Consider the following 25,640-nt stretch of genomic DNA (forward strand, 5'->3'; position numbering starts at 1 on the left):
GTTGTCAAATTGCGAACTGAGCAATGGCTTGGCATTACAGCGCCGCCACCAGCACCCGGTCGATCCGGTGGCGGTCCATATCGACCACTTCGAAGCGGTAGCCATTCCACTCCAGATGCTCGGCGGCGCGCGGAATATGGCCAAGCTGATGCAACAGGAAACCGGCCAAGGTGTGGTAGGCGCCGCCTGCCTCGTCCGGGAACACGACGGCGGTGCCGAGCAGTTCGCGCAGGCATTCCAGCATGCCGCTGATTTCCTGATGGGTGGGCGCCTCGTCGCGCCGCTCGTACAGGCCCAGCAGACGCATGATCAAGTCATTGCTAAAGGCGAGCACCGCAACAAACGGGCGCATGAGGCGCGAGAGCTGGCGCAGCGGGCGCGCGACCAGCATCGCCACCCGCTCCGGGTGCTGCATGGCGATGCTTTTTGGCACCAGCTCGCCGAATATGAGGGACATGAACGTAATGCCGGCAATGACAACGGCCAGCGCCGCTTCGCGCGCGTAGGGCGCCAGGGCCGGCACCTGCGCCAGCCACGGCGCCAGGCGCGCGGTGAGCGACGCTTCGCCGAAAGCGCCATTGAAAATGCTGATCAGGGTGATGCTGATCTGGACGGTGGAAAGAAAGGTGCTGGGATTGTCGGCCAGGTCAAGCGCCACGCGCGCGCCCGCGCTGCCGTTGCGCTCGGACTCTTCCAGGCGCAGGCGCTTGGCCGATGCGATGGCAAGCTCCGCCATGGCAAACACGCCGTTGAGCAAGATCAGGGCAAGAATAATCAGTAGATCGGTCATCAAGGCGGCCCATGGGATCACGAAGGTCCAAGGTAGCCCGCACGAAGGGCGTTCGTTTGATATGCACCAATCGCGCGCATCTCACGCGCATCTCGCGCGCAAAACGGCCGTGCGGCCTGTCCAATTCTGAAATTTTCTGTCGTATTTTCAAAAGCTCCGTGGAAACACCTCGCATAGAATGGCTGACACTCCATCCTAGAGGCTACAGACTTATGACGCTCCCTTCCCGCAGTGGCGGCCAGATCCTGGTCGATGCGCTCAACATCCATGGCGTCGACACCGCCTTTGGCGTTCCGGGCGAAAGCTACCTCGACGTTCTTGACGCCCTGCACGATTCGGACATCCGCTTCATCATCAACCGCCAGGAAGGCGGCGCCGCCTTCATGGCCGAGGCCTACGGCAAGATGACCGGCAAACCGGGCATCTGTTTTGTCACGCGCGGGCCGGGCGCAACCAATGCATCGATTGGCGTACACACCGCCTACCAGGACTCGACCCCGATGATCCTGTTCATCGGCCAGGTCGGCAACGACTTCACGGACCGGGAAGCGTTCCAGGAAATTGATTACCGCCGCATGTACGGCCAGATGGCCAAGTGGGTGACCCAGATCGACCGCGCCGACCGGATTCCCGAATATTTGGCGCGCGCCTTCCAGGTGGCCACCAGCGGGCGGCCGGGCCCGGTGGTGCTGGCCCTGCCCGAAGACATGCTGGTCGACGTTGCCAGCGTGGCCGACACCAGGCGCTACACGCCGGTGCAGGCGTCGCCGTCAAGCGCACAGATCGAGACGCTGCGCAACATGCTGGCCGAAGCGAAGCGCCCGGTCGTGCTGCTGGGCGGCGGCACCTGGAACGCGCAAGCCTGCGCCGACCTGGCCCGCTTTGCCGAAGCGAACGCGCTGCCGGTCGGCTGCGCGTTCCGCTTCCAGGATTTGCTCGACAACGCGCACCCGAACTACATCGGCGACGTCGGCATCGGCATCAATCCCAAGCTGGCAGCGCGCGTGCGCGACGCCGACCTGCTCATCGCCATCGGCCCGCGCCTGGGCGAAATGACCACCAGCGGCTACTCGCTGCTCGCTTCCCCGGTGCCCAAGCAGCGCCTGGTGCACTTGCATGCCGACGCCGAAGAACTGGGCAGCGTCTACCAGGCCGAATTGATGATCAACAGCGGCGCCCCGCAAGCGTGCGCGATGCTCGCGGCGATGGCGCCGGTGGACGCGCGCGCATGGCAAGACAGCGTTGCCGAAGCGCGCGCCGAACTGGCCGCCTACCAGGAGCAGCCGCCGATCTTCAAGGACGGCACGGCGCCGCTCGACCTGTGGCAGGTGGTGCAGCAACTGCAGGCGGCGGTCCCGAAGGACACCATCATCACCAATGGCGCGGGCAACTACGCGTCGTGGGCGCACCGCTTTTATCGCTACGGCGGCATGCGCACCCAACTCGCGCCCACCAATGGCGCGATGGGCTACGGCGTGCCGGCCGGCGTGGCGGCAAAAATCATCGATCCTGAGCGCACCGTGATCACGTTCGCGGGCGATGGCGAATACATGATGAACGGCCAGGAGCTGGCCACCGCCGTGCAGTACAAGGCGGGCGTGCTGATCATCGTCTTTAACAACAGCATGTTCGGCACCATCCGGATGCACCAGGAGCGCGATTATCCGGGGCGCGTGTCGGGAACGACGCTGCACAATCCCGATTTTGCAGCGCTGGCGCAGGCCTATGGCGCGCACGGCGAAGTGGTGAACACGACCGCCGAGTTCGGCCCGGCCTTGGCGCGCGCGCTGGCCCATACCAGGGAGCAGTCGCTGCCTGCGATCATTGAGTTGCGCTATGACGGCAATTTGATTACGCCAAATGCAACGTTGGAGACGATTCGCAAAACGGCGCAGGCGCAGGGGAAGTGACAGCGATTTTTTAACGTTGGCCAAAGACGGCCGCAGAATGCTTGCCGGTCCGCGATGTCCGCATCAATCGCAGTGAAGCGCAGAAAGAAGTAATGAAACTATCTCTATCTGAAGATCAGCAAAATGAAATGCGCCACGCCTATTATGATGGCGCCCCAGGCATGCTGGTATCGGGTCTCGTCTGGATTGCCGCCGCACTTGTGTGTGATCTGCTTGGCCTGCGCCAGGCCGTATGGACGCTGCTCTTGGGTGGCGCGCTCATTTACCCGATCAGCATCCTTGTAACGAAGGCGGCAGGACGGGCGGCAAAGACAAGCCCGGACAACGCGCTGAACCAACTTGTCATGGCGTCGACAATTTGGCTGATCCTTGGCTGCGCGATGGCCTATGGTCTTTTTCTTTTCAATCCCGCGCTATTTTTTCCAGCAATGATGGCGACGATTGGCAGTCGCTACCTGGTCTTTGCAAGTGTTTATGGCAGAGCGATTTTCTGGACCATGGGAGTAAGCCTTATTGTTGCTGGAAATGTCGTTTTCTTTCTCGCGATCCCACCCGCCGTCGCGGCAGGACTTGGCGGAGCGATGGAGATTGCCTTTGCGTTCTTCGTGTTTTCAAAAGCGTCCAAGCTCGCGGCCTGAAACTGGAATAGGCCGTCTGCCAAACGGCCTGGACGAGCAAACCAAGCGCACAGACAAAGTTGGCGCCAACTATTTGGCGCCAACTACATGGCGTTTTTCAACGAAGAGGTATCGCGCCGCATGCTAACACCGGCGAAAGCTGCGCATTCATTCGCCACCCCAATGCCAGGCGCCGGGGTGGCAGCGCCATATTACTTGTTCGCGGCGCGCTTGAGCCAGCGCATCAGGCTGCCGATCAGCGGCAGCTTTTCATACAACTCCTCGGCCGCATCCCAGTAATCCCGGTGCACCGCCACCTTGCCGTCGGCATCGAAAATAATCTGCGTGGCGCCCACGATGGTCTGCGTTTCCTTTGAAAACCGCTTCATTTCAAACAGGAATTCCCACGTCAAGAACGCCTGCGGCCCCTGCAGCACCTTGGTCGTCACCACGAAACGGGGCGCCTTCACCTGTTCGAACATGTGCTCGAAAATGCGCGCTATCTCGCCCAGCCCGCACACCTCGTTGAACGGATCCTTGAACCTGGCATCGACCGCATACACCTGCGCCAGCCGTTCGTGCAAATCGTCGCCGCTGATGGTTTCAAAAAAGCGCACCAGGCGCTCGAGCTCTGGTTCCCGGTTCATAGCTTCGTCACTTTATGGATCAGCCAGAAGTACAGCCGATACGGCAGCAGCCGCGCCAGGCGCATGCTGTTGGTAAAGCGCCTGGGAAAGTGAATATGAAACTGCCCGCGCTCGATGCCGTCCACCAGCTGCGCGGCGGCATCCTTGGCCGTCATCAGCGCCGGCATCTCAAAGTCATTGTGCGCCGTCAGCGGCGTATCGACAAAGCCGGGGTTGATCTGGTACACCGCAATCCCCTTGGGATGCAGGTCCAGGTACAGCGACTCGGTCAGGTTGATCAGCGCCGCCTTGGTCGGCCCGTACACCAGCGCCTTGGGCAGCCCGCCGTAACCGGCCACCGAGGCCACGATCCCGATCCCGCCCGTCCCCTGGCGCAGCAGTTGCGGCAGCACCGGCGCCAGGCAGTTGAAGACGCCGCGCAAATTCAGGTCGATCAAGCCGTTGGCCAGCGCCAGGTCAAAGCTATCGGCCCGCATTTCGTTGTAGCCGCCCGCCACCACCAGCACTAGGTCGATGCCGCCCCATTCGGCCACCAGCCGCTTGCAGGCGGCGGCCACAGCGGCGCTGTCTGTCACATCCAGCGGCAATGCCATCGCGCCTGGCGTGTTGGCGGTGGTTGCCGCCAGCTTTTCCACGCTGCGCGCGGAAAACGCCACCCGCGCCCCGCCATCGACCAGCAGGTGCGCGCACGCTTCGCCGATGCCAGTGGAGGCGCCGATCACCCAGACCCGCTTGTCCTTCCAGCTGGTAATCGCCGGATTCATTGCGCGCGCCTGGTGAACGACAGCGTCACGTTGCCCAGGTTGAAACCATACTTGCTCATCGCGGTCCGGTTCAGCATGACGTTCTGGTCGATCAGGAACATCCAGTCATCCATGTCGACGTTGATGATCTTGCCGTCGACGGGCAGCGCCAGCACATATTTCCAGTTCAGCGAATTGCCCGAGACGACACCGCGCGCCGTGCCCACCACGTCCGGCGCGGTGGCGGTAAAAGCGCCCTGCCCCGTTTTCTTGAGCGTCCAGACGCGCTTTTGCTTGGTGCCGTCGGCATAGGTAAAGTCTTCGTCGAGCGTACCGGTATCGCCCTGCCACGAAGCGCGCATCACGACAACGAAGCGCTTGATGACGGCGCCCGAGCGGTCCTGGAACATGCCGTGGGCGTCGAGCGTGCCGCTGAAATACTGTTCCACTTCCAGGCGCGGCTGCTCTTTCGCGTAGAGATCCGAGTTCGGCGTGCTGCAAGCTGCAAGCAAGGCAAAAACGGCGCCGCAGGCGATGTTATTAAATAGTTTCATGATAGGTTCCTTTATAAATGCCGCAGCGGCGCGCGCCACAACAGGGCCGCGGCCAGCAGTTTCAATGCGCACGGCAGCAAGGCGTAAGCTGCCACCAGCGCGCTCGTCGCGCCGCCCGAGCCGGGCACAAAACCCAGCCACGCGAGCAGCGGCAGGGCAATGCCGGCAGCGAGCGCCAGCGTCATTTGCACGCCCCAGTTCCACACGCCGAAGTACGCCGCCTCGCGCGAGCCGGAGTGGCCCGCGCCATGGATCACGCCGGCCAGCAGCGCGGGCGGCAGCGCCAAGTCAGCGCCCACGGCCAGGCCGGACAGCACGCAGATCGCGCCGAAGCCCAACGCCGCGCCCGGCCCCAGCCCGAAAGCCCAGACAAACACCACGGCCGCCAGCAGCATGCCGCCGACCCAGGCGCGGGCCTCGCCAAAGCGCACCGCCAGCGCGACCCAAAATGGAATCGAGATGGCGGCGGCGCCGAAATACATGATCAAGAACAGGCCGGCATAGGCGCCAAGGCGCAAATGGTCGGTCGCGAAAAACAAAAACAGTGTGGCGGGAATGGCCGAGGCCACGCCATTGACCATCAATACCGCGAACAGCGCCCGAAAGCGGGCCTGGCGAAACGGGATCGCCATGGCGCGCCAGCCAAGGGCGTGGTTGCCAGCGACCGCCGGCGCCGGCCGCGGCGCCCTCCACAGCAGCAGCGCCGCGCCCAGCAGCAGCGCCAGCGCAAACGCGATCGACAGGGCGCCGTAGCCGGCCGCGCCGGTCACGCCGGCGGCCAGCACCACGCCCGCCAGGCCGCACGCTTCGCGCACGCCCGACACGCGCGCCCGTTCGGCCGGCGCCTGCGTGAGCGCCGCGCCCCAGCTCTGGTGCGCAATGGTCGCGATGCCAAAGCCGACATACACCAGCATCAGCGTGGCCAGGAACCAGGCGAGCGACGCAGCCGGCCCCAGTGCGGGTGGATGGAACAATGCCACAAAAGAGGCCAGCAGCAGCGGCAGCGCCAGCGCCACGTAGCGCGCATACGCGCCCTGCCCGCGCGCGATCCACAGCCCGAGCAGCGGGTCGATAAAGGCGGCGGCCACGCGCGCGGTCAGCAGCACCGCGCCTATCATGGCCAGCGACAGGCCGGCGCGCGCCGCGTAAAACTGCGGCAGGTAGACATAAATTGGCAAGGCGACCATCGCCAGCGGCAGACCGAAGACGCCGTAACTGAGCAGCGTCCTCAGGAGCAAAGGCGGGAGCACGGGCGGGAGCACGGGCGGGAGCACGGGCGAGGCCGCCAGCATCATCGGGGCGCCGCGTCTTTAAGCAGCGCCCCGCGCAAGGTTTTGGCGCTGGTTTGGGGATCGAGCCAGATGGCGAAAAAGGCGCGCGCAAATGCCGGATCGGAAATCGTGGCGAGCGGCCGGCCATCGAGGTAAAAGCGCGCGCCGGCGGTCGGCAGGAACACGCCGCCGATGCGCGAACCCTCCTTCACATCCGGGAAAATTTCCTTCATGCGCGCCAGCCAGGCGGCCCGCTGCACGGCCGTGCCGGCGCCGATCTTTTCCATCTGCTCGGCGCTCGCCTCGGCGATCTTGACGCCATCGAGCTTGCGCGCATAGCGCAGCTCCAGCACGAAGGGTTGGTCCGGCTGGTAGCCTTTATCGCCCACCCACAGTTCGGCGTCGTAGATCTTCAGGCCAAACCAGGTGAACGGCCCCTGCCCTGCCAGGTGCGCCCCCGTCAGATGGCTTTCGATGTGCGCGGGCGCGGCCGGTGCAGCCGTTGCGGCTGGTGCGGCAAGCGCGGCATGGGCGCCGGCCAATGCAAGGAGCATGACGAACAGCGTGACAAGGCGCGTGATCATGTCATTCCTTGACCAGCGTGAAGTGCATGACGTCGGTATTGCGCTCCCTGAAGGCGGCCTCGCAGTAGCACAGGTAAAACTCCCAGGTGCGCACGAAGCGCTCGTCGAAGCCTTGCGCACGCACCTGGTCTAGGCGCGCGTGGAAGGCGCGCCGCCAGGCAACCAGCGTGTCGGCGTAGTCAAGCCCGAAACCGGACTTGGCCGTCACTTTCAAGCCGTATTGCGCGGCCATCTGCTCGAACACGGCCGGCGAAGGCAGCATCCCGCCCGGGAAAATATACTGCTGGATGAAGTCGGTGCTCTTGCGATAGCGTTCGAACAATTCGTCGGCAATCACGATGGTCTGGATGCATGCGCGCCCGCCCTGCTTGAGGCTGCGCGCGACGCACTCAAAGTAGCTGGGCCAGTAGCTCTCGCCTACCGCCTCGAACATTTCGATCGAGGCCACCGCGTCGTACTGGCCTTCGCTGTCGCGGTAGTCGCACAGGCGCAGGTCGCTGCTGTTGGCCAGGCCCGCTTCGAACAGGCGGCGCTGGGCGTAGGCCAGCTGCTCGGTCGACAAGGTCAGCCCGGTGACGTGCACGCGCGCTTCGCGCGCGGCCAGCTCGGCAAAGCCGCCCCAGCCGCAGCCGATCTCGAGCACGTGCTGGCCGGGCGCCAGTTCAAGCTGGTTGACGATGGCGCGGTACTTGGCTTGCTGCGCCTTTTCCAGGTCGCCGCCCGACTCCTTGGTGTACAGCGCGCTCGAGTAAGTCATCGACGGGTCGAGCCACAGCTTGTAGAAGGCGTTGCCAATGTCGTAGTGGGCGTGAATATTCTTGCGGCTGCCGGACTTGGTATTGCGGTTCAGGAAATGCTTGACGCGATAGAACAGGCTGCCCCACCAGCTGCCGTACACCAGCGACTCCATGGCATCGCGATTGCGCACCATCAGCGCGATCAGGCCGGTCAGGTTGTCGGTACTCCAGCTGCCGTCGATATACGATTCGGCAAAGCCGATGTCTCCCGAGCGCATGGCCGCCGTGAACAGGTCCCAATTGTGCAGCTCCAGCGTGACCACGCCCGGGCCATTGCCGAACATGAGCGATTCGCCGCTTGGCGTGCGCAGCTTGAGCGTGCCGTACTGCAGCCTGGCCAGCAGCTTGAGGATGATCTGGGCCGAGGCCGGGACCGGCTGCGCCGCTCCACTGGTCTCGGCAAGTGCGCTCAGGGATGGCATGGATTCGGAGCTCATCGTGTTACCTCTTGATTAGGTGCTGCAGGTTTCGAGAAAAACGGCACACGCTTGAGCCACAGGCGCAGCGCTTGCACATGGATGCGCAGGACGACGCCAAACGTCATCAGCGGAAAACAGAAAAAAGCGCGCGCCACGCTGGCATTGCTGACGTCGGCCGCCACACCCGATACGCTCGTTTGCAGCAGCGCGCCGTCGGCGTCGTCGTAGTCGATGCAGGCCAGCGTGCGCTCGTGCCCGTCGCGAAGGAGCTTGGTGAAGCGGAAGCGGTAGCCGCCTTCCACCTTGCAAAAAGGCGAGACATGAAACACCTTGCGCGCGGTCAGTTCGCTGCCAAAGTCGATCTCCCAGCCGGTGTCGAGCAGATAGAAGTGGCGCTGGCCAAAGGTGTTGCGCACGTCGCACACGATGGCGCGCAAGCCGCCGTCGCGACGGTGGCAAAAATAAAAAGAAACCGGATTGAAGACGAAGCCGAGCACGCGCGGCATGGCTTGCAGCCAGACTTCGCCGTCGGCGTCGGCCACGCCTTCGCTCTTGAGCAGCGCGTCGATCCATGCCAGCAGCGGCTGCTGGCCGTCACCGTGGTCGCGGTCGACGAACGATAGAAGATTGAAACGGTTGCGCGAAAACAGCGCGCAGCCGAAGTCCTTGCTGCCGAGCGAGCGCAGCGGCAGACGCAGGTAGTAGTTACCGTAGGCGAAAGCGTTGCGCACAGGCCGCAGGCGCGTGTGGCGCACTGTGCCAAAGCACAGTTGCGGCTGAGACGCGGGCACGTCAAGCGGCAACATTGGCTTGTCCGTGCATCAAGGCCGTCAAAGCGGCGGCGGCCGCCAGACCCGATTTCAAGCCGTCTTCATGGAAACCGTAACCGGTCCAGGCGCCGGCGAACCAGGTGTTGCGCGCGCCCTGAAAGGTGCCAAGGCGCGTCTGCGCGGCCACGGCGCCGGCGTCGAACACCGGATGCGCATAGTCGAAACTGGCCAGCACGGTGGCCGGATCGGGTTCGTCAAGCGGGTTGAGCGACACGATCACGCTGGTGCGAAACGGCAGCGGCTGCAGTTGGTTGAGCAGGTAGTGCACGCACACTTGCGGCGTGGGCGCCGCGTTGCTCTGGTAATTCCAGGCCGACCACGCCTTGCGCGAGCGCGGCAGGCAGCTGGCATCGGTATGCAGCACGGCGCGGTTGGGCTGATAGCGCACCGCTTCGAGCACCTGGCGCTCGTCGGCGCTGGCCTCGTCGCCCAGCAGCGCGAGCGACTGGTCGCTGTGGCAGGCCATCACGACCTGGTCGAACTGTTCAATTGCGCCGGCCGTATGCACGCGCACCGAACGCGCGCCGCCGATGCCGCGCGTCACGCGCGTGACCGGGGTGGCCAGGCGCTTGCCGGGAATGGCGGCGAGCAGCTTGGTGACGTAATTGCGCGAGCCGCCGACCACCGTGCGCCACTGGGGTCGATCGCTCACTTGCAGCAGGCCATGGTTGTGGCAGAAACGGATAAAGGTCGACACTGGAAACTCAAGCATCTGGTCGGACGGGCAAGACCAGATACAGGCGGCCATCGGCAGCAAATACCAGGCGCGGAACTGGGCGCTGTAACCGTGCAGGTCGAGAAAATAGCCGAGCGGCATGTGCGGGATCGTGCCGTCGGTTGCCAGTTGCGTGGCTTGCTTGTTAAAGCGCAGGATGTCGCGCACCATGCGCAAAAAACGCGGGCGCAGCAAGTTGCCGCGCTGGGCGAAGACGGTGTCGAGGTTGCTGCCGGCCCATTCGAGAACGCGCGCGCGGGCAGCTTCGCCCAGCGGCATCTTGACCGAGAACGACATATCGCTGGGGGCCGTTTCCACGCCCAGCTCGGCGAACAGCGCGATCAAGTTGGGATAGGTGCGGTCGTTAAAGACCAGAAAACCGGTATCCACGCCATGGGTGACGCCGTCGAGCGTCACGTCGACAGTGTTGCTGTGACCGCCAAAATAGTTGCCTGCTTCGTACAAGGTCACATCGGCCCCGCCCTGGACAAGACGGTAGGCGCAGGACAGTCCGGAGATGCCGGCCCCAATCACAGCTATTTTCATCATTTCACCTCAATACCAAGTTTGTCTAGGACAAATGCTTTACAAGAAGCATAATCCGGGAAATAATGCGTCTTGTCAATCGTTTGTCCACGACAAACTTTGCGCATGTAGATTTATACGTGGCAGCGTGACAAATGGATTCAAAGTGAAGAAATTCCGGTACGGGAATATTTTGAGACGCCGCATCCTGCCTTCCCCTCTTATTGGGCAGGCCGATACTGCTATATCGGCTAGTAGGAAAGCGATGCGCTATGATTACAATCAGATTAGTGTCCTGAACAAACCTTGGAACCACCATGACGACCGCCCAGATCACGACCGTGCTCAGTAGTATTAGCGACGTCGAACGCGACACCGGCATCCCGAAAGAAACGCTGCGCGTTTGGGAACGGCGCTACGCCTTTCCCCAACCGGAGCGCGACAGCAATGGCGAGCGGCTGTATCCTGCCGACCAGGTGCAGCGCCTGCGCGTGGTGAAACGCCTGCTCGATGTGGGCTACCGGCCCGGCAAGATCATGCACATGGAGACGCCGGAACTGACCGAGCTGGCCAACAAGGCGGGCGCGGCTTGCCCGCCCCCGGACGCGGACGACCCGGTGCTGCGCCAGTGCCTTGCGCTGATCAAGGCGCACAAGATGCCTGAACTGCGCCAGCGCATGGCGCAGGCGCAGCTGGAACTGGGCTTGCGCCGGTTTGTGCTCGACGTGGTGGCGCCGCTCACCACCATCGTGGGCGACACCTGGGCAGCGGGCAACCTGGCCGTGTTTGAAGAACACTTGTTTGCTGAAACGCTGCAAAGCGTGATGCGCAATGCGATTTTTTCAGCCCACCAGCAAATTGGCCAGGCGGCATCGCGCCCGCGCGTGATGCTGACCACGGTGCCGCAGGAAAGGCACGGCCTGGGCCTGCTGATGGCCGAGGCGCTGTTTGTCCTGGAAGGGGCGCATTGCGTCTCGCTGGGGGTGCAGACGCCGCTGGCCGATATCGTGGCCGCGGCCAAGGTGCAGCAAGCCGATATTGTTGCGCTGTCGTTTTCCAGCGTGATGTCGCCGCGCGCGGCAATCGAGAACGTGTCGGAATTGCAAACCAGGCTGGGAGCGGACGTGCAGGTGTGGGCGGGCGGCAGTTGTGCGGCGCTGGCGCGCAGGCAGCTGGGGCCGCAGTGCGTGCTCGATCTGTTCGATATCAGCGGGGCGGTGGCGCGCTGGCGGGGGCAGCAAGAGGCGCCGGCGGCCTAATGGCGTCGTCATTGCCACAAACTTGGGTCTGCCAGCGGAGTCAGGACCTCAGTGATTCGGCCGATACCCAGGTTGTCGTGTCAGGAAATAATACCCACAGCGTCTTCCAGGCGCTGCGCCGAATGCCGCCGGCGGCATTGACGAATTTGCTTGGCGATACCTCAGCCCCCTTGTAGCGAATGCAATCGTCTTCCACCACGCAATGATGATTGCGCCCGCTGACAACCGTCCGTAGCAGAGTTCCGTGGGGAAGGAACACGTGCTTCCATTGATAGCCGGCCGTTGGCGCCGAGAATGAATCGGGATGATGGCGCACCATCCAGTCCCGGATAGCTGACTCGCCAATTTCCCAGAACTTTTTTTGAAACCCTGTTTCCCCCGCAGCGGACAAAAGTTGCTGGTAGACTTCGATGGAAATGGGCAAGTCCATGCGGTGGTTGGGGTGACGCTTCATGAACTACTCCTTTACACGATAGTGGACGATATGACCCGATTCCGCCCGATTTCGGTCCGAAAGTGCCCGATTACGCGGTGAAAACTCGCGATTTTTTGACGAATTGGACCGAAAAGCGCACGAAAGGCACCGAAAGCAACGCGAAAACGCGCGATTTTTTTGGGCTTATTCGTTAGACATTGAATCTGGGAAGCGTTCAGATACCGGAACAAAAAATCGGGTGATTTCGTTTCCAAATCGGCCGATTTCGGCCCGAAATCGCGCGTTCTCGTCTCGAAATCGGGCAATTTCGCCAGCATTTCGGCCGTTTTCGTGCCGAAATCGGCCGAAAGCGGGCAATATCATCAGCAATCGCGAAATTTGCCGCCGTGGGCATGGGGCCAGGCCCCGGGCGTAGCGAATTCCGAAACATCAGCGAATCGGACGACCCCTTTGTACTGGCAGGCAAATCGTTGGGCTTTGACATTTGCCGTCGCCATTAACACAAAGCTTGTCGATGTGGCATCCATAGGCGGGATTGCGTCCCTCCTCTGGTAAAATACTCGCCATCCATTTGATCGTGCCCGGCGCCGCCGGGCGTGTGCTTGCAGCCCCTCCCAACACATACCAATGTTTAGTTTTTTTAAGAAAAAACCACCTGCTCCGGTCGCGCCGCCGCCCCCTCCAGCGCCGGTAGAGCAAGCTCGGGCCGCGCCGTACACCGCACCCGTTGCGCCAGTCCCAGAGCCACACGTTGCGCCCCCGCCGGTAGCTTCGCCTATCGCCGAGCCTGCGCCGTTCGCCCAAGCTGCGCTGTCCGCGCAAGCTTCGCCCGTGCTCGTCCCGGCGCCCGTTGAAGCAGTTCCTGCCCCATTGGCGCCGGATGCGCCGTTCCCATCTGCGCCAAGGTTCCAGGCGCCGGTAGCGTTCGAACCGGTGCCGGCGGCAGCGCCGCCCGCGCCGGTTGCCCAGCCTGCGCTGGACGTCCGGCCCGCGCCAGTTCTCGTCCCGGCGCCTGTTGAAGCGATTCCTGCGCCACTGGCGCCGGACGCGCCCTTCCCCGCTGCCCCCGCGCCAGAGGTTCAGGCGCCGGTGGCGTTCCAACCGGCGCCAGCCGCGGCAGCGCCGCCTGCGCCCGTCGCCCAGCCTTCGCCAGTGTTCGTCCCGGCGCCTGCGGAGCCGGTGCCTGTGGCACTGGCGCCGGACGCACGCTTCCCGGCCGCCCCGGCGCAAGCGCCACAGGCCCCGGTGACGTTCGCGCCAGCGCCGGCGCCTGTCGCCGCAGCGGCCCCAACACTTGGCGCGCGCCGTTACGGCACCACCTCGACCTTCGTGGCACCACCACCGCCGCCACCGCCGCCACCGCCACCGCCACCGCCAGTGTTCGTACCGGGGCCGGAACCGGCCGTCGAACTCGCCCCGCTGATTCCCGAGACTGCCGAACGCCTGGGCCGCTCCGACTCCGACCGCAAGCGCTCCTGGATGGAACGCCTGAAAGCGGGCCTGTCCAAGACCTCGAACAACCTCGGCCTACTGTTCGTGGGCGCCAAGATCGACGAAGACCTGTACGAGGAACTGGAAGCGGCGCTCTTGATGGCCGACGCCGGCATGGACGCCACCCAGTTCCTGCTCGACGCGCTGCGCAAGAAGGTTCGCGACGACAAGGTGCAAGACGCGGCCGGCGTGAAAAACGCGCTGCGCTCACTGATGCACGCGCTGCTGCTGCCGCTCGAAAAACCACTCGAACTGGGCCGCCACGAGCCGCTGGTGATGATGATCGCGGGCGTCAACGGCGCCGGCAAGACCACCACCATCGGCAAGCTGGCCAAGCACATGCAAACCTACGATCAATCGGTGCTGCTGGCCGCCGGCGACACCTTCCGCGCTGCCGCGCGCGAACAATTGATGGTCTGGGGCCAGCGCAACAACGTCACCGTGATCGCGCAAGAGTCGGGCGACCCCGCCGCCGTCGCCTATGACGCAGTGCAATCGGGCAAGGCGCGCAAGATGGATGTCGTCATGGTCGACACCGCCGGGCGCCTGCCCACCCAGTTGCACCTGATGGAAGAACTCAAGAAGATCAAGCGCGTCGTGGCCAAGGGCATGGAAGGCGCTCCGCACGAAATCGTGCTGGTCATCGACGGCAATACGGGCCAGAATGCGCTGGCCCAGGTCAAGGCGTTCGACGATGCCTTGGGCTTGACCGGCCTGGTGATCACCAAGCTCGACGGCACGGCCAAGGGCGGCGTGGTGGCGGCCATTGCGCGCACGCGTCCGATCCCCATCTATTTCATTGGCGTCGGTGAAAAAATTGAAGACTTGCAGCCATTTAATGCGGCAGAATTCGTCGAAGCATTGCTCGGATAAGGCCACATGATTGAATTCAAGAATGTATCAAAGCAGTATTCTCCGGACGCCATTGCACTGCGCGACGTGTCGCTGACCATTGCCAAAGGCGAACTGGTCTATCTGGCCGGGCCATCCGGCGCCGGCAAGTCGACCTTGCTCAAAATGATTGCCGCCATCGAGCGCCCGACGTCCGGGCAGATCCTGGTCAATGGCCAGGATATCTGCAAGCTCAAGAAGGCAAGCGTGCCTTACCTGCGCCGCAAGCTGGGCTTGATTTTGCAGCAGCAGCGCCTGCTGACCGACCGCTCCGTGCTGGCCAACGTAATGCTGCCGCTGATGGTGCTGGGCGACGCCAAGGGTGAAGCAGAGCGCCGCGCGCGCGCCGCGCTGGCCCGCGTCGGCATGGAAGAGCGCGCCTTGGCGCGGCCGCTGGAATTGTCGGGCGGCGAACAGCAGCGCGTGGCCATTGCGCGCGCCATTGTCAACCGGCCCCAGATCATCCTGGCCGACGAGCCGACCGCCAACCTCGACCGCGCCGCCGCCGACAAGGTGCTCGACGCGCTGCGCGCCTTTAACGCTGCCGGGGTGACCTGCATGATTTCCACTCACGACGAGTACGTGCTCGACGGCGCCGCGCGCGTGATCCATCTCGACCACGGGCACGTCACGGGAGAAGCCGCATGAAGAACTGGCTGCGTCAACACCGCTTTGCCGTCGTGGCGGCGCTCGATAATGTGCGCAAGGCGCCGGGCAGCTTCCTGTTCAATGTCTTCGTGGTTGCCATCGCCCTCACGCTGCCGTTCGCCGGCCTGACTTTGCTTGAAAACATACGGCCGATGTCGCAGCAGCTGTCGGTCGATCCGGAAATCAGCATGTTCGTGACCCCGGCCACCACGCGCGAGCAAGCGCAGGCCCTGCAGCCGCAGATACAGGCGCTGCTCAAGGACCGCAAGGCGCGCATTGCCTTTGTGCCGCGCGAGGAAGCGCTGGCGAGCCTGAACGCCAAGGGCAGCCTGACCAACGTGATCGATACGCTGGGCGACAATCCGCTGCCCGATGGCTATGTCATCAAGCTCGACAGTTTTGGCACGGCGGCCGATGCCGGGAGTGTCGATGCGGTGGCGGCGCAGTTGCGCATGCTGCCCGGGGTGGAGGCGGTGCAGGTGGATTCGGCATGGGTCAAACGCCTGGCCGCGCTGATGGGCGTGCTGCGCACCGTACTGTTGTTGCTGGCGGTGACGCTGGGGATGGTGGTGGTAGCGGTGGTGTTCAATACCATCCGCCTGCAGGTGCTCACGCAGCGCGGGGAAATTACCGTAAGCAAACTGCTGGGCGCGACCGATAATTTCATCCACCGTCCGTTTTATTACACGGGCATTTTGCTGGGTCTATGCGCCGGTGGCGTGGCGCTGGGGGCCGTGGCGCTGGCGATTCAGCCCTTGAATACGTCGATTGGGGAATTTGCGCGCTTGTATGCGTCGCAGTTTCAGCTGTATCCGCTGCATCCGCTGGCGATGGCGGGCTTGCTGGCCATCAGCGCGGGTTTGGGGCTGGTTGGGGCGATGCTGTCGGTGCAACGCCACCTTGCGCGCCTGAATTAGGCCGGCGGCGGCGCCGTGGCGGAAAAGGGGGCCGCCGAGGTCTGCGCTTTTGCGCCCTACGGTCAGCGCAGTGGCGCGCAAAACGACGTTGATGAGTTGCGGCAAGTAGGGCGGAAAAGCGTAGCGCATTCCGCCATGTCCGCGTCCCGTTAACGCATGCATGGCGCAAAAGGGGCCCGCCGAGGCCTGCGCTTTTGCGCCCTACGTCAACGCGACATTTGGCAACCAGAAACCTGAATAACATCGTCCTCGCGAACGGAGCGGTGCGCGGAGGATGTAGTGCTGTTGCACCATCGCCACTTTCCGACAGCCCCCTACGTGCGGGAACGAACAGTTAGTCGCCCCATCAAAGCGTATTCTTTCGATTCCCCCGTTCGCGCAACAGTCTTGCGAAATATCAATAATCGTCTTGTGCGCTGCACTAAAGTGAGATTTGCCCGGATTAGTGACGTGTTGCAATACTTCCATTACCTATCAGACCCATATAACGGGCCAATTGGCACTCTGCGCGGGAGAGTGCTAATATACGCAAGTGTATGGCGGGGCAACAATATTCCGCCGCCAGCATCAGGTACCAACTGTCGCGCCGGGGTGTCTCCTGCCTGTGGCGCCACCTTATGCAGCAAGCTACTCTAGAGGAAACACATGACTACGTTGTCCGCACAATCCGCATTGATCCCGAGCGCCAATCGCAATCTGGGACTCGGCTTTACTGGCAACCTTGGCAATATCGACGCCTACATTTCGGCAGTGAACCGCCTGCCGATGCTCACCCACGCCGAAGAAATCTCGCTGGCTACGCGCCTGCAGGAAAGCAACGACTTGGCTGCAGCGCAAGAGCTTGTGCTGTCGCACCTGCGCCTGGTGGTGTCGATCGCCCGTGGCTACCTCGGCTATGGCTTGCCGCATGCCGACCTGATCCAGGAAGGCAACATCGGCCTGATGAAAGCGGTCAAGCGCTTCGACCCGGCCCAGGGCGTGCGGCTGGTGTCGTACGCGATGCACTGGATCAAGGCCGAGATGCACGAGTACATCCTGAAGAACTGGCGCCTGGTCAAGGTCGCCACGACCAAGGCGCAGCGCAAGCTGTTCTTCAACCTGCGCAGCAACAAGCAGGGTCTGGACGCGATGTCGCCGACCCAGATCGATGCCCTTGCCAAGCTGCTCGACGTCAAGCGCGAAGAAGTGATCGAGATGGAAACGCGCCTGTCGGGCCGCGACATCGCGCTCGAAGCGCCGACCGACGACGAAGACGACAAGTTCTCGCCCATCGCCTACCTGTCGTCCGACCTGTCGGAGCCGACCAAAGTGCTCGAGGCCGAGCAGGTTACGCGCCTGCAGTCCGAGGGGCTGGAAACGGCGCTGGGCAAGCTCGATCCCCGTTCGCGCCGCATTGTCGAAGCGCGCTGGCTGGCCAACGACGACGGCTCGGGCGCCACGCTGCATACGCTGGCCGAAGAATTCGGCGTCTCGGCCGAGCGCATCCGCCAGATCGAAGCGGCAGCGCTCAAGAAAATGAAGGGTGCGCTCGCCGCATTCATCTAAACGCCTCTGGCACGATCGAATGCCGTTCAGCCTGCGCCGAGCGGCATTTTTTTCATGCGTCCGTCATTTCGGGGCCGGGCAAGCAGCGCGAGCCCGGGCGCGTATGATGGCGCATGAACTACCTCGCCCACATCTACCTCGCCCGGCACAGCGACGACGCCATGCTCGGCGCCCTGCTCGGCGACTTCGTCAAGCCGCATGGCGGTGAGCGCTTCAGCGCCGAGATCGAGGCGGAAATTGTCACCCACCGCAAAGTCGACTCCTTTACCGACAGCCATCCCATCGTCCTTGACGCCAAGGCGCTGTTCGAAGGAGCGCACCGCCGCTACGCCGGCATCTTGCTCGACGTGTTTTACGATCACCTGCTCGCCACCCATTGGGCGCGCTACGCCGACGTTGCGCTGCCTGTGTTCATCGCCCGCTTTTACGCGGCCCTCGCGCGCCGGGCCGACACGCTGCCGGCCAACCTGGCGCGCGCGGCGCCCTATATGATCGAGCAGGACTGGCTCGGCTCCTACCTGCGCTTCGAAGGCGTGGAAACTGCGGTGTGCCGCATTTCGACACGCCTGTCCAAAAACGGCCATCTGCTGCGCGAGGGACTGGCCGACCTGCAGGCCAACTACGCGCAACTGGAAACGGGCTTTCACGCCTTTTTCCCCGAGCTGATCGCCTTTGCCGAGAGCCGGCGCACAACAGGGCCATGAAACGGCGCAGGTAGGCGCATCACGCGTCCCGGGCGGCCCGAACTGGCCATTTTGCTATGATCGACCTTTCAACTCAATGCGGAGCATGAACCGATGACCCATCTCATATCCACCCTTGCAGCGGCAGTTCTGCTGGCCGGCTGCAGTGCAGCTCCCGCCACCCCGTCCATGTCCACGTCCACGTCCACGCCGGCACCCGCCACTGCCCCAGCCCAGGAGAGTTCCATGACTTCCAGCGCCACCCTGCTTCCCCAGCGCACCGTGGCCGTCGGCCCGGCCGCCACGCTGCGCTACGATGGCGCGGCCGACAGCCGCTGCCCGCCCGATGTGCGCTGCGTCACCGCCGGCGAAATCAGCTACAAGTTCACACTCTCGGGCGCCGCCGGCACCGAGTCGTTCGACCTGACGAAAGCCAAACCGGCCTTTGAAGCGAGCACCTTCAAGGGCGTGCGCGTGGCCCTCGGCCAGACGGCCGAACCGCCGCTGCGCCCATCGACGGCGTCGGCGCCAGTCGTTATCATGCCGGTGACAGTGAACATCACCAGCCCATAATCCATCATCCATCCACGCCAAACATTCATGTCCAACAACGCGCCGCGCCATCTTGCCCTCACCCTTCTACTCCTGATCGTCATCCCCGCCGGCGCCAAGACGCCGGTGGCCAGCGGCACCGGCGGCGCGGTCGCCACCATCAGCGAGCAAGCCTCGCAATCGGCCATGACGATCCTGAACCAGGGCGGCAATGCGATTGACGCGGCGGTGGCGGCAGCAGCCACGCTCGGCGTGACCGATCCCTTCAGTTGCGGCATTGGCGGCGGCGGCTTCATGGTCATTTACCTGGCGCGCGAAAAGCGCGTGATCACGATCGACCACCGCGAAATGGCGCCGGCCGCTTTTACGCCGACCGTGTTCCAGGAAAACGGCAAGGAGCTCGACTTCGACACCGCAGTGGCCAGCGGCAGCGCAGTGGGCGTGCCCGGCACCGTGCGCGGCTGGCACGAAGCGCTCAGCCGCTATGGCAGCATGTCGTTTCGCCAAGTGCTCGCGCCAGCCATCGGCGTGGCCAACAAGGGCTTTGCCGTCAGTGAAACATTCAATCATTTGACACGCGAAAATGAAAGAAAATTTCAGCTTTTTACCAGCACCAGCGCACTCTATCTGAAAAACGGCAAGGCGCTGCCCGTGGGAACGCTGCTCAAGAACCCCGGCATGGCCAAGGCTTACGGCGAAATCGCCGCGCGCGGCCAGAAGGCCTTTTACAGCGGGCCGATGGCGCGTGCGATGGTGGCCGCCGTCAACCAGCCGCCGGTGGCGCCCGGGGTCAAGGTGCGCGCCGGCAGCATGACGCTGGCCGACCTGTCCAACTATGAAGCGCGCATCCGCCAGCCGCTCAAGAGCACCTACCGCGGCTACGAGCTGTATGGCATGCCGCTGCCGTCAAGCGGCGGGGCAACCGTGGCCGAAGCGCTCAACATCCTCGAAGCCTACGACCTGGGCGCGATGCCGCGCGCGAACGCCGAACACTTGTATCTTGAAGCGAGCCGGCTCGCCTTTGCCGACCGCAACGCCTACCTGGCCGATCCCGAATTCGTCGAGGCGCCGCTGGCCGGCATGCTCAGCAAGGAATACGCGACCAAGCGTCGCGCGCAGATCAGCGCCCAGCGCGCTGCCGGCAAAGTGGCCGCCGGGGACCCGTACCCATTCCAGAACGACGTCAGCGTGCCGCTGCGCCCGCCCCAGGCGCGCGTGATGGCCGAAAGCGCGCACACCACGCACCTGGCGGTGTCGGACAAGGAGGGCAATGTCGTCGCCTACACCTTCACCATCGAAGCATGGGGCGGCAGCGGCATCGTGGTGCCCGGCTATGGCTTCGTGCTGAATAACGAAATGACGGACTTCGACTTCAGCGGGCCGCACCCCAACGTGCCTGAACCCGGCAAGCGGCCGCGCTCGAGCATGGCGCCGACCATCGTGCTCAAAGACGGCAAGCCGGCCTTCACGGTGGGCAGCCCGGGCGGCTCGACCATCATCACCACGGTGCTGCAGACAATCGTCAACTACCTCGACTTCGACATGACGATGGATAAGGCGATCAACGCGCCCCGCCTTAGCCAGCGCAACGACGTGACCACCGACACCGAGCCAGGCTACATCGGCGGCGCGGCCGCCAAGGGGCTCGACAAGCTTGGCCACAAGTGGGGCGCCCAGCCCGAAGAAATCGGCGCGGCCAATGCCATCGTGTTCAATGCCGACGGCACGGTGACGGCGGTGAGCGAAGGCGCGCGCCATGGCAGCGGCAGCGCGCTGGTGCAAAAAGCGGGGCACTGATCACCCTTCAGTAGCCGAAGCCACTAGCCGAGGCGCCCGGCGGGAAACTGCACGGGTGCGCGGGCCATCTTGTAAAAGCGCCGGGCCAGCAGCGCGGCGGTCAATGCGAGCATCAAGACAAACACGCCATCCCACAGCGGCTCGTTGGCGCGGGTAAAAAACAAGGCCATGACGCCGACCAGCGCCAGCACCGGAGACACGAGATTGCCAACGCCCCAGTTCTTTGCCTGGTGCGAATAGTCGCGCAAGATCCAGCCGATCGCCGCCAGGCAAGGCAGCGCCAGCGACAGGATGCCTTTCGCTTCGTACCAGCCGCCGCCAAGCAGCGCCACCACGCCCAGCGCGAAAATGGTGCAGGTCATCCATTCGCCAAGCGCAATGGCGAGCAAGCGTCGCGCCAACACGCTAGAGAGCACATTGGCGTCCGGCGCCAAGGGCGAGAGCCGTACCAGCGCCTGTTCGCGCTGCGTTACGTACATGCTCAGCACGAACCGTTGCAGCGCGACTGCCTGCAACCCCACGGCACCCCCGAACGCGCCCGGCATGATCGAGGACAGTACCTGCGCGGGCACTGCCGGTGCGCCCGACCACAAGTAGCCGGCCCTGGCCAGTAGCGCCGCCACACCGAACACGAACAGTGGCCATACTGTACTGAAGCGTTGCATGTTCGGCCCCAGGGCGTGCATCAGCAAGTTGGCGCGCTTGGCGCCGCTGCGCAGGTCGCGCTTGAGTAGCCATGCGTAGAAAGGCAGGCGCGCGCCGCTGCCGTGCCTGAAACGCTGCAGCACGAGCATATCATTGTTGGCGCCTTGCTTCACCTGTTGCCGATACAGCTTCCAATGCCCTTCGCCAGCACAGGGAAAGACCACCCGCAAACCGTGCCAGGCCAGCGCCAGCGTGCACAAGCCTGCTGCCAGCAGCGCGCCGGGATGCGAGAACTTTGCCAGTAACGCCGGGCTGTTGTGGGCGTAAGCGACAAAGGCGACCAGCGCGGGCGCGAGGACCTTGCCATCCCTGCGCGCGCCGCATGCGATGCCGACCGCGGTCAGTTGGGCCGCCAGCGCGATGAACGTGAGCTCCGGATTGCCCATGGCCGACGCCAGCAGCGCCATCGGCGCCAACGACACCGCCCACACCAGCACGGTGGTGCTGCGCACGGCGCGGTGCAGGTGCGGAACCAGGCCTGCGTTGACCGGCGTGTGCTGCCGGATCACGCCAAGCACGTAGCGCATCCACAGAAACAGCGACAGCATCGACAAGGGCACGCTGAAACCGATGATTCGCGCCGACTCGGGCGCCGGCATGAACGCGGCGGCGCCGGCGGCCATCAGCGGCGCGAGCATGAGCAGCAGCGCGGAATACACCTTCACCATCGTCGGGCGTGCGCCATAGACGGCAGTGCGCCAGATCGCGAAGCAGGTGCGCCAGGACGGGCTCATTGGGTCACCTCGGCGAACAGCTCTTCCAGGTTGAGCGCTTCAACCCGCAGCGCCGGCTCGCGCGCGGCCAGCGCCAGCGCCGGCGCGCTTTCGCGCACGATGATGCTGGTGCGCCCGTCGCGCCCTGTGCTGCGCCGCAGCTCTCCCGGCAGCACCGCGCCGGCCAGCAGCATCTGGGGGCCGACCACGCGGCGCGCGTTTTCCATCAACTCGTCGAGCGCGCCCTGCAGGACGATGCGGCCATCCTGCAGAAATGCGACATCGAGCGCCACCCGTTCAAGGTCGGACAGGATGTGAGTCGAGAACACGACCGTGGTGTCGCGCTCGATCACGCCGTCGATCAGCTCGCGCAGAAATTCGCGCCGCCCCACCGGGTCGAGCGCGGACACCGGTTCGTCGAGAATGAGCAGGTCCGGCTCGTGCGCCAGCGCGCGGATGATCGACAGGCGCTGCTTTTCGCCGCCCGACAAGGTGCTGATCGGCTTGTTGCAGGCACGCTCGTTCAAGCCCCAGCGGGCCAGCAGCGCATCGGTCTTCTCGCTGTTCCAGCGCGGGTACAGCGCCTTGAAATAAGCGAGCAGCTGGCGCGCCGTGAGCCACTCGAACAGGTCCGATTGCTGCGGCACATAGCCGATACGCGCGCGCACATCCTCAGACAGGTTGCGCACGTCGTCGCCGAAGATGGTGACGGTGCCGGCGTCGGTTTCGCGCAGCCCGAGCAGGCATTCGATCAGGGTCGACTTGCCGGCGCCATTGCGGCCCAGCAGGCCCACCACCTGGCCGGGCGCGATCTGCCAGTCAAGCTGCTTGATCACCGCGCGTCCATCGAACTTTTTGACGATGGCACTGGCATCGATGACAGGGTTGGTCATGGTTTTTCCTTCAGAATGTGGGTGAACAGGGCAAGTACGGTGTCGGGATCGAGTTCGAGCTGGCGCGCCTCGAGGGCGGCGCGTTCCAGCGTCGGGCGCAGCAGGTCGGCGCGGCTGGCCAGGCTGTGGGTTTGCTTGGGAGCGTCGGCCACGATCATGCCCATGCCGCGGCGGCGCGTCAGCGCGCCTTCCGTTTCAAGCATGCCGTAAGCCTTGGAGACGGTCATGGGATTGAGTGCGAGCGCCTGGGCGATTTCGCGCACCGAGGGCATGGCGTCGCCGGGGGCGAGCTGGCCGCCGGCGATCAGGCGGCGCGCCTGGTCGACCAGCTGGCGGTAGATCGGCTCGGAAGAACCGGTCGCGATGGAAAACAGATTGGGAGGGTGGGTTGTCATTTTTTGTCTACTGTATTAATTAACTAATACAGTAAACACATAATGAGGGCCAGTCAAGCGTTTTGTCGGGGATGCCGAGTCCGTCGGGTCCAGTCCGTCCGGGCCGTCCGGTTTGTCCGGTTCGTCGGTTTGTCGATTCGTGGGATCGTGGGATCGTGGGATCGTAGGGCGGAAAAGCGACAGCGCATTCCGCCATGAGTCGTCGGCGGCTCATGGCGGAATGCGCTGCGCTTTTCCGCCCTACGTGTAGATGACGCGGGGGTTTAGACCGCGTCCGTTTTATAGATGACGCGGCGTTTTCGGCCGCGTCCGTTTTTCTTACAAGTGCGGCACGATCTGGCGCACCAGGTCTTCAATGGTACGCCCGCTGCCGTTCTCGCCAATCGCGTGCATCTTCCACTCGCCGTTATGGCGATACAGCTTGGTCATGATCTGCGCCGTGTGCGAGCCTTGCACCGACAAATCGTAGCGCGCCACTTCCTTGTTGTCGGCCGCATTGATGATGCGGCAAAACGCGTTTTCGATCTTCTCGAAACTCTGGCCCGTGAAGCTATTCACCGTAAACACCAGCGACTTGACGTTGGCCGGTACCCGCGCCAGGTCCACCACGATCTGCTCGTCGTCGCCATCGCCCGCGCCCGTGCGGTTGTCGCCCGTGTGCACGATGCTGCCATCCTTGCTTTTGAGCTGGCGGAACCACACCGTATCGATCTGGTTGTTCGCTTCGTCGAACAGCACGCACGACGCATCCAGGTCAACCGTTTCGCTTTTTGCCCCAAAACCGAACAAACCCTTGCTCTTGATGGCATCCCAGCCGAGACCCATCGTGATCTTTGTCAGCGTGCTACCGGCTTCTTTGTCGAGCGAGATTTTCTGGCCCTTGCTTAAATTGACTGACATGCTATTGACTCCTTAATTAGCGCGACTGGGCCGCGGACTGCACCCAGGTGCGGAACGATTCGCGATTGCGCGAACAGACATATACCTTGCCATTGCCGGAAAACTTCAGCACCACGCCTTCGCCGCTGGTCTGGCTATTGATCAGGTTGCCGATAAAGCCCCCACTCTGGCCCGTTGTGATCGAAATTTCATAACGCAAGGTGCTGTCCCAGCACACCACGTGCGAATTGTCGATCGTAATATCCTTGCCCTGCTCGACGACCAGTTCGGACATCGAGCCAAAACCCGATACCGCCACCTGGCCGCTGCCGCTGGTCTCGGTGACAAAAAAGCCCCCGCTGCCGGCGAACAGTGCGTTGCCGATGCTTTGCGTGCGCACCTTCAAGTCGACCTTCTGGCTGGCGGCCACAAAGGCGCCGTCGCTCAGGATGTAGTTGCGCGGGCCGACGTCGATGATCTGCATCGCACCCGGCAGCGTGGGCGAGAGCAGGCAGTCGCCGTCGCCGCGCACCGCTTCAATGTGCTGCTGGAAAAACGATTCGCCATTCGCAAAGCGGCGCATGATGGCGCTGCCGATGCCGCCTTGCATCTTGCCCTTGAGGTCAAGATTGGCTTCCATCATCACCATCGCGCCGGACTCGCAGTAGATGGTCTCGCCGCGCGTGAGCGACACGTGAAGAAAGGGATCGACATCCCCTGTGACTGTAAAAACTGGCATGGCTTTTCCTTTCGTCGGAGGGCCGGCGCACCGCGCACCGGCCCACGATCTGTGTGTCAACCCTCAGTGGAGGCGCTTAAACGTTGACACCGTAGCTCTTGGCCAGTGGGCCCAGGCCGCCCTGGAAACCCTGGCCGATGGCCTTGAATTTCCAGTCGGCGCCGGCGCGGTAGACTTCGCCGAAAATCATCGCCGCTTCCGTCGAGCCGTCTTCCGACAGGTCGTAGCGGGCGATCTCGGCGTTGCCATTGGCATTGATGCAGCGAATGAACGCCTTGGACACCATGCCGAAGTTTTGCTTGCGCGTTTCGGCGTCGTGGATCGTCACGGCCAGGATGACCTTGTCGATGTCGGCCGGCACGGCGGCCAGGTCGATGGTGACGGTTTCGTCGTCGCCCGCGCCGTCGCCGGTGGTGTTGTCGCCCGAGTGGACCACCGAGCCGTCGGTGGATTTGAGGTTGTTGTAAAAGACGAAGTCGGCGTCGGAACGCACCTTGCCGGCGGCGTTGACGAGGAACACCGCGCCATCAAGGTCGAATGCGGCGCCGTCGGTGGCGCGCGTATCCCAGCCCAGGCCGATGGTCATTTTCGACAAGCCCGGTGCTTCCTTGCTCAGGTTGAGGTTGCCGCCTTTTTGCAGACTGATAGCCATATGTAACTCTCCAGATAAATGAATGAATAAAAACTACCAATGA

The 25,640-nt window shown here is 63.5% G+C and carries 26 protein-coding genes; 10 read left to right on the forward strand and 16 right to left on the reverse strand.

All coding sequences use genetic code 11. From position 1 onward, the window contains the following. Window positions 1–34 precede the first annotated feature (34 nt). Window positions 35–790: a CNNM domain-containing protein gene (locus tag ACP7D4_RS05740; RefSeq protein WP_426208098.1), complete on the reverse strand. Its 756-nt coding sequence runs from the start codon at window positions 788–790 to the stop codon at window positions 35–37. A 212-nt stretch (window positions 791–1,002) separates the two neighbouring features. Between ACP7D4_RS05740 and ACP7D4_RS05745 the strand changes: the two genes are divergently transcribed. Beyond that, window positions 1,003–2,700, forward strand: coding sequence for a thiamine pyrophosphate-binding protein (locus ACP7D4_RS05745; RefSeq protein WP_426208099.1), 1,698 nt, complete (start codon window positions 1,003–1,005; stop codon window positions 2,698–2,700). 92 nt (window positions 2,701–2,792) lie between these two features. Beyond that, window positions 2,793–3,338, forward strand: a complete 546-nt coding sequence (locus tag ACP7D4_RS05750) for a DUF7010 family protein (protein ID WP_426208101.1) — start codon at window positions 2,793–2,795, stop codon at window positions 3,336–3,338. 191 nt (window positions 3,339–3,529) lie between these two features. Here ACP7D4_RS05750 and ACP7D4_RS05755 read toward each other — a convergent pair whose 3' ends face one another. From ACP7D4_RS05755 to ACP7D4_RS05790, 8 genes are read right to left on the reverse strand one after another with little or no spacing between them, the layout of a single operon-like run. Further along, window positions 3,530–3,964, reverse strand: coding sequence for a nuclear transport factor 2 family protein (locus ACP7D4_RS05755; RefSeq protein WP_426104042.1), 435 nt, complete (start codon window positions 3,962–3,964; stop codon window positions 3,530–3,532). Beyond that, window positions 3,961–4,728: an SDR family NAD(P)-dependent oxidoreductase gene (locus tag ACP7D4_RS05760; protein ID WP_426208103.1), complete on the reverse strand. Its 768-nt coding sequence runs from the start codon at window positions 4,726–4,728 to the stop codon at window positions 3,961–3,963. The genes ACP7D4_RS05755 and ACP7D4_RS05760 overlap by 4 nt, the downstream gene beginning before the upstream one ends. Next, window positions 4,725–5,261, reverse strand: a complete 537-nt coding sequence (locus tag ACP7D4_RS05765) for a DUF3833 domain-containing protein (protein ID WP_426104044.1) — start codon at window positions 5,259–5,261, stop codon at window positions 4,725–4,727. Before ACP7D4_RS05765 ends, ACP7D4_RS05760 begins: the two co-directional genes overlap by 4 nt. An 11-nt stretch (window positions 5,262–5,272) precedes the next feature. Further along, entirely contained in the window at window positions 5,273–6,556 is a 1,284-nt protein-coding gene (locus ACP7D4_RS05770; protein WP_426208104.1) for an MFS transporter, read from the reverse strand. After that, complete coding sequence (locus tag ACP7D4_RS05775; protein ID WP_426208106.1) at window positions 6,553–7,116, reverse strand: chalcone isomerase family protein; 564 nt, start codon at window positions 7,114–7,116, stop codon at window positions 6,553–6,555. Before ACP7D4_RS05775 ends, ACP7D4_RS05770 begins: the two co-directional genes overlap by 4 nt. 1 nt (window position 7,117) lies before the next feature. After that, on the reverse strand, window positions 7,118–8,350 hold the full coding sequence (locus tag ACP7D4_RS05780; protein WP_426104047.1) for a class I SAM-dependent methyltransferase: 1,233 nt from the start codon (window positions 8,348–8,350) through the stop codon (window positions 7,118–7,120). Continuing rightward, window positions 8,347–9,138 (reverse strand): DUF1365 domain-containing protein, encoded by a 792-nt coding sequence (locus ACP7D4_RS05785; protein WP_426208107.1) that lies wholly within the window; start codon window positions 9,136–9,138, stop codon window positions 8,347–8,349. Before ACP7D4_RS05785 ends, ACP7D4_RS05780 begins: the two co-directional genes overlap by 4 nt. Continuing rightward, window positions 9,125–10,423, reverse strand: a complete 1,299-nt coding sequence (locus ACP7D4_RS05790; protein WP_426208108.1) for an NAD(P)/FAD-dependent oxidoreductase — start codon at window positions 10,421–10,423, stop codon at window positions 9,125–9,127. The genes ACP7D4_RS05785 and ACP7D4_RS05790 overlap by 14 nt, the downstream gene beginning before the upstream one ends. A 296-nt stretch (window positions 10,424–10,719) precedes the next feature. Between ACP7D4_RS05790 and ACP7D4_RS05795 the strand changes: the two genes are divergently transcribed. After that, a complete protein-coding gene (locus ACP7D4_RS05795; RefSeq protein ID WP_426104049.1) occupies window positions 10,720–11,661 on the forward strand; it encodes a MerR family transcriptional regulator in 942 nt (313 codons plus the stop codon). Window positions 11,662–11,701: 40 nt separating this feature from the next. On the opposite strand, the gene ACP7D4_RS05800 is transcribed toward ACP7D4_RS05795, so the two are convergent. Further along, window positions 11,702–12,115 (reverse strand): hypothetical protein, encoded by a 414-nt coding sequence (locus ACP7D4_RS05800; RefSeq protein WP_426208110.1) that lies wholly within the window; start codon window positions 12,113–12,115, stop codon window positions 11,702–11,704. A gap of 1,005 nt (window positions 12,116–13,120) precedes the next feature. Between ACP7D4_RS05800 and ftsY the strand changes: the two genes are divergently transcribed. The 7 genes from ftsY (at window position 13,121) to ggt (ending at window position 20,621) form a co-directional block, all read left to right on the forward strand. After that, window positions 13,121–14,461: a signal recognition particle-docking protein FtsY gene (ftsY, locus tag ACP7D4_RS05805; RefSeq protein WP_426208171.1), complete on the forward strand. Its 1,341-nt coding sequence runs from the start codon at window positions 13,121–13,123 to the stop codon at window positions 14,459–14,461. Between the two features lie 6 nt (window positions 14,462–14,467). Continuing rightward, on the forward strand, window positions 14,468–15,127 hold the full coding sequence (locus tag ACP7D4_RS05810) for a cell division ATP-binding protein FtsE (RefSeq protein WP_426104051.1): 660 nt from the start codon (window positions 14,468–14,470) through the stop codon (window positions 15,125–15,127). Continuing rightward, window positions 15,124–16,044 (forward strand): permease-like cell division protein FtsX, encoded by a 921-nt coding sequence (gene ftsX / locus ACP7D4_RS05815; protein ID WP_426104052.1) that lies wholly within the window; start codon window positions 15,124–15,126, stop codon window positions 16,042–16,044. The genes ACP7D4_RS05810 and ftsX overlap by 4 nt, the downstream gene beginning before the upstream one ends. Window positions 16,045–16,689: 645 nt before the next feature. After that, on the forward strand, window positions 16,690–17,589 hold the full coding sequence (rpoH, locus tag ACP7D4_RS05820; protein WP_426208112.1) for an RNA polymerase sigma factor RpoH: 900 nt from the start codon (window positions 16,690–16,692) through the stop codon (window positions 17,587–17,589). Window positions 17,590–17,702: 113 nt separating this feature from the next. Next, window positions 17,703–18,293, forward strand: coding sequence for an ACP phosphodiesterase (locus ACP7D4_RS05825; RefSeq protein ID WP_426104054.1), 591 nt, complete (start codon window positions 17,703–17,705; stop codon window positions 18,291–18,293). 225 nt (window positions 18,294–18,518) lie between these two features. Continuing rightward, window positions 18,519–18,845 (forward strand): hypothetical protein, encoded by a 327-nt coding sequence (locus ACP7D4_RS05830; RefSeq protein WP_426208114.1) that lies wholly within the window; start codon window positions 18,519–18,521, stop codon window positions 18,843–18,845. Window positions 18,846–18,872: 27 nt separating this feature from the next. Further along, window positions 18,873–20,621, forward strand: a complete 1,749-nt coding sequence (gene ggt, locus ACP7D4_RS05835; protein ID WP_426104056.1) for a gamma-glutamyltransferase — start codon at window positions 18,873–18,875, stop codon at window positions 20,619–20,621. A 23-nt stretch (window positions 20,622–20,644) separates the two neighbouring features. On the opposite strand, the gene ACP7D4_RS05840 is transcribed toward ggt, so the two are convergent. The 6 genes from ACP7D4_RS05840 to ACP7D4_RS05865 all read right to left on the reverse strand — a co-directional run bounded on the left by ACP7D4_RS05840 (window position 20,645) and on the right by ACP7D4_RS05865 (window position 25,597). After that, window positions 20,645–22,060, reverse strand: coding sequence for a hypothetical protein (locus ACP7D4_RS05840; RefSeq protein ID WP_426208116.1), 1,416 nt, complete (start codon window positions 22,058–22,060; stop codon window positions 20,645–20,647). After that, window positions 22,057–22,932 (reverse strand): ABC transporter ATP-binding protein, encoded by an 876-nt coding sequence (locus ACP7D4_RS05845; protein ID WP_426208118.1) that lies wholly within the window; start codon window positions 22,930–22,932, stop codon window positions 22,057–22,059. The genes ACP7D4_RS05840 and ACP7D4_RS05845 overlap by 4 nt, the downstream gene beginning before the upstream one ends. Further along, window positions 22,929–23,327 (reverse strand): GntR family transcriptional regulator, encoded by a 399-nt coding sequence (locus ACP7D4_RS05850; protein ID WP_426104059.1) that lies wholly within the window; start codon window positions 23,325–23,327, stop codon window positions 22,929–22,931. Before ACP7D4_RS05850 ends, ACP7D4_RS05845 begins: the two co-directional genes overlap by 4 nt. A 318-nt stretch (window positions 23,328–23,645) precedes the next feature. Then, a complete protein-coding gene (locus ACP7D4_RS05855) occupies window positions 23,646–24,227 on the reverse strand; it encodes a TerD family protein (protein WP_426104060.1) in 582 nt (193 codons plus the stop codon). Between the two features lie 16 nt (window positions 24,228–24,243). Next, window positions 24,244–24,945 (reverse strand): TIGR00266 family protein, encoded by a 702-nt coding sequence (locus ACP7D4_RS05860; RefSeq protein ID WP_426104061.1) that lies wholly within the window; start codon window positions 24,943–24,945, stop codon window positions 24,244–24,246. A gap of 76 nt (window positions 24,946–25,021) precedes the next feature. Next, complete coding sequence (locus ACP7D4_RS05865) at window positions 25,022–25,597, reverse strand: TerD family protein (RefSeq protein ID WP_426104062.1); 576 nt, start codon at window positions 25,595–25,597, stop codon at window positions 25,022–25,024. Between the last annotated feature and the right edge of the window lie 43 nt (window positions 25,598–25,640).

The sequence above is a fragment of the Massilia sp. TWP1-3-3 genome (genome assembly GCF_049897805.1).
Classification (GTDB): Bacteria; Pseudomonadota; Gammaproteobacteria; order Burkholderiales; family Burkholderiaceae_D; genus Telluria_A.

Coding starts and splice junctions, on each gene's coding strand:
- ACP7D4_RS05745 (WP_426208099.1), top strand. CDS start 1,003: ATGACGCTCCCTTCCCGCAGTGGCGGCCAGATCCTGGTCGATGCGCTC.
- ACP7D4_RS05800 (WP_426208110.1), bottom strand. CDS start 12,115: ATGAAGCGTCACCCCAACCACCGCATGGACTTGCCCATTTCCATCGAA.
- ACP7D4_RS05750 (WP_426208101.1), top strand. CDS start 2,793: ATGAAACTATCTCTATCTGAAGATCAGCAAAATGAAATGCGCCACGCC.
- ACP7D4_RS05825 (WP_426104054.1), top strand. CDS start 17,703: ATGAACTACCTCGCCCACATCTACCTCGCCCGGCACAGCGACGACGCC.
- ACP7D4_RS05810 (WP_426104051.1), top strand. CDS start 14,468: ATGATTGAATTCAAGAATGTATCAAAGCAGTATTCTCCGGACGCCATT.
- ACP7D4_RS05740 (WP_426208098.1), bottom strand. CDS start 790: ATGACCGATCTACTGATTATTCTTGCCCTGATCTTGCTCAACGGCGTG.
- ACP7D4_RS05830 (WP_426208114.1), top strand. CDS start 18,519: ATGACTTCCAGCGCCACCCTGCTTCCCCAGCGCACCGTGGCCGTCGGC.
- ACP7D4_RS05755 (WP_426104042.1), bottom strand. CDS start 3,964: ATGAACCGGGAACCAGAGCTCGAGCGCCTGGTGCGCTTTTTTGAAACC.
- ACP7D4_RS05860 (WP_426104061.1), bottom strand. CDS start 24,945: ATGCCAGTTTTTACAGTCACAGGGGATGTCGATCCCTTTCTTCACGTG.
- ACP7D4_RS05765 (WP_426104044.1), bottom strand. CDS start 5,261: ATGAAACTATTTAATAACATCGCCTGCGGCGCCGTTTTTGCCTTGCTT.
- ftsX (WP_426104052.1), top strand. CDS start 15,124: ATGAAGAACTGGCTGCGTCAACACCGCTTTGCCGTCGTGGCGGCGCTC.
- ACP7D4_RS05845 (WP_426208118.1), bottom strand. CDS start 22,932: ATGACCAACCCTGTCATCGATGCCAGTGCCATCGTCAAAAAGTTCGAT.
- ACP7D4_RS05775 (WP_426208106.1), bottom strand. CDS start 7,116: ATGATCACGCGCCTTGTCACGCTGTTCGTCATGCTCCTTGCATTGGCC.
- ACP7D4_RS05855 (WP_426104060.1), bottom strand. CDS start 24,227: ATGTCAGTCAATTTAAGCAAGGGCCAGAAAATCTCGCTCGACAAAGAA.
- ACP7D4_RS05770 (WP_426208104.1), bottom strand. CDS start 6,556: ATGATGCTGGCGGCCTCGCCCGTGCTCCCGCCCGTGCTCCCGCCCGTG.
- ACP7D4_RS05840 (WP_426208116.1), bottom strand. CDS start 22,060: ATGAGCCCGTCCTGGCGCACCTGCTTCGCGATCTGGCGCACTGCCGTC.
- ACP7D4_RS05760 (WP_426208103.1), bottom strand. CDS start 4,728: ATGAATCCGGCGATTACCAGCTGGAAGGACAAGCGGGTCTGGGTGATC.
- ggt (WP_426104056.1), top strand. CDS start 18,873: ATGTCCAACAACGCGCCGCGCCATCTTGCCCTCACCCTTCTACTCCTG.
- ACP7D4_RS05785 (WP_426208107.1), bottom strand. CDS start 9,138: ATGTTGCCGCTTGACGTGCCCGCGTCTCAGCCGCAACTGTGCTTTGGC.
- ACP7D4_RS05790 (WP_426208108.1), bottom strand. CDS start 10,423: ATGAAAATAGCTGTGATTGGGGCCGGCATCTCCGGACTGTCCTGCGCC.
- ACP7D4_RS05780 (WP_426104047.1), bottom strand. CDS start 8,350: ATGAGCTCCGAATCCATGCCATCCCTGAGCGCACTTGCCGAGACCAGT.
- rpoH (WP_426208112.1), top strand. CDS start 16,690: ATGACTACGTTGTCCGCACAATCCGCATTGATCCCGAGCGCCAATCGC.
- ACP7D4_RS05795 (WP_426104049.1), top strand. CDS start 10,720: ATGACGACCGCCCAGATCACGACCGTGCTCAGTAGTATTAGCGACGTC.
- ACP7D4_RS05850 (WP_426104059.1), bottom strand. CDS start 23,327: ATGACAACCCACCCTCCCAATCTGTTTTCCATCGCGACCGGTTCTTCC.
- ACP7D4_RS05865 (WP_426104062.1), bottom strand. CDS start 25,597: ATGGCTATCAGTCTGCAAAAAGGCGGCAACCTCAACCTGAGCAAGGAA.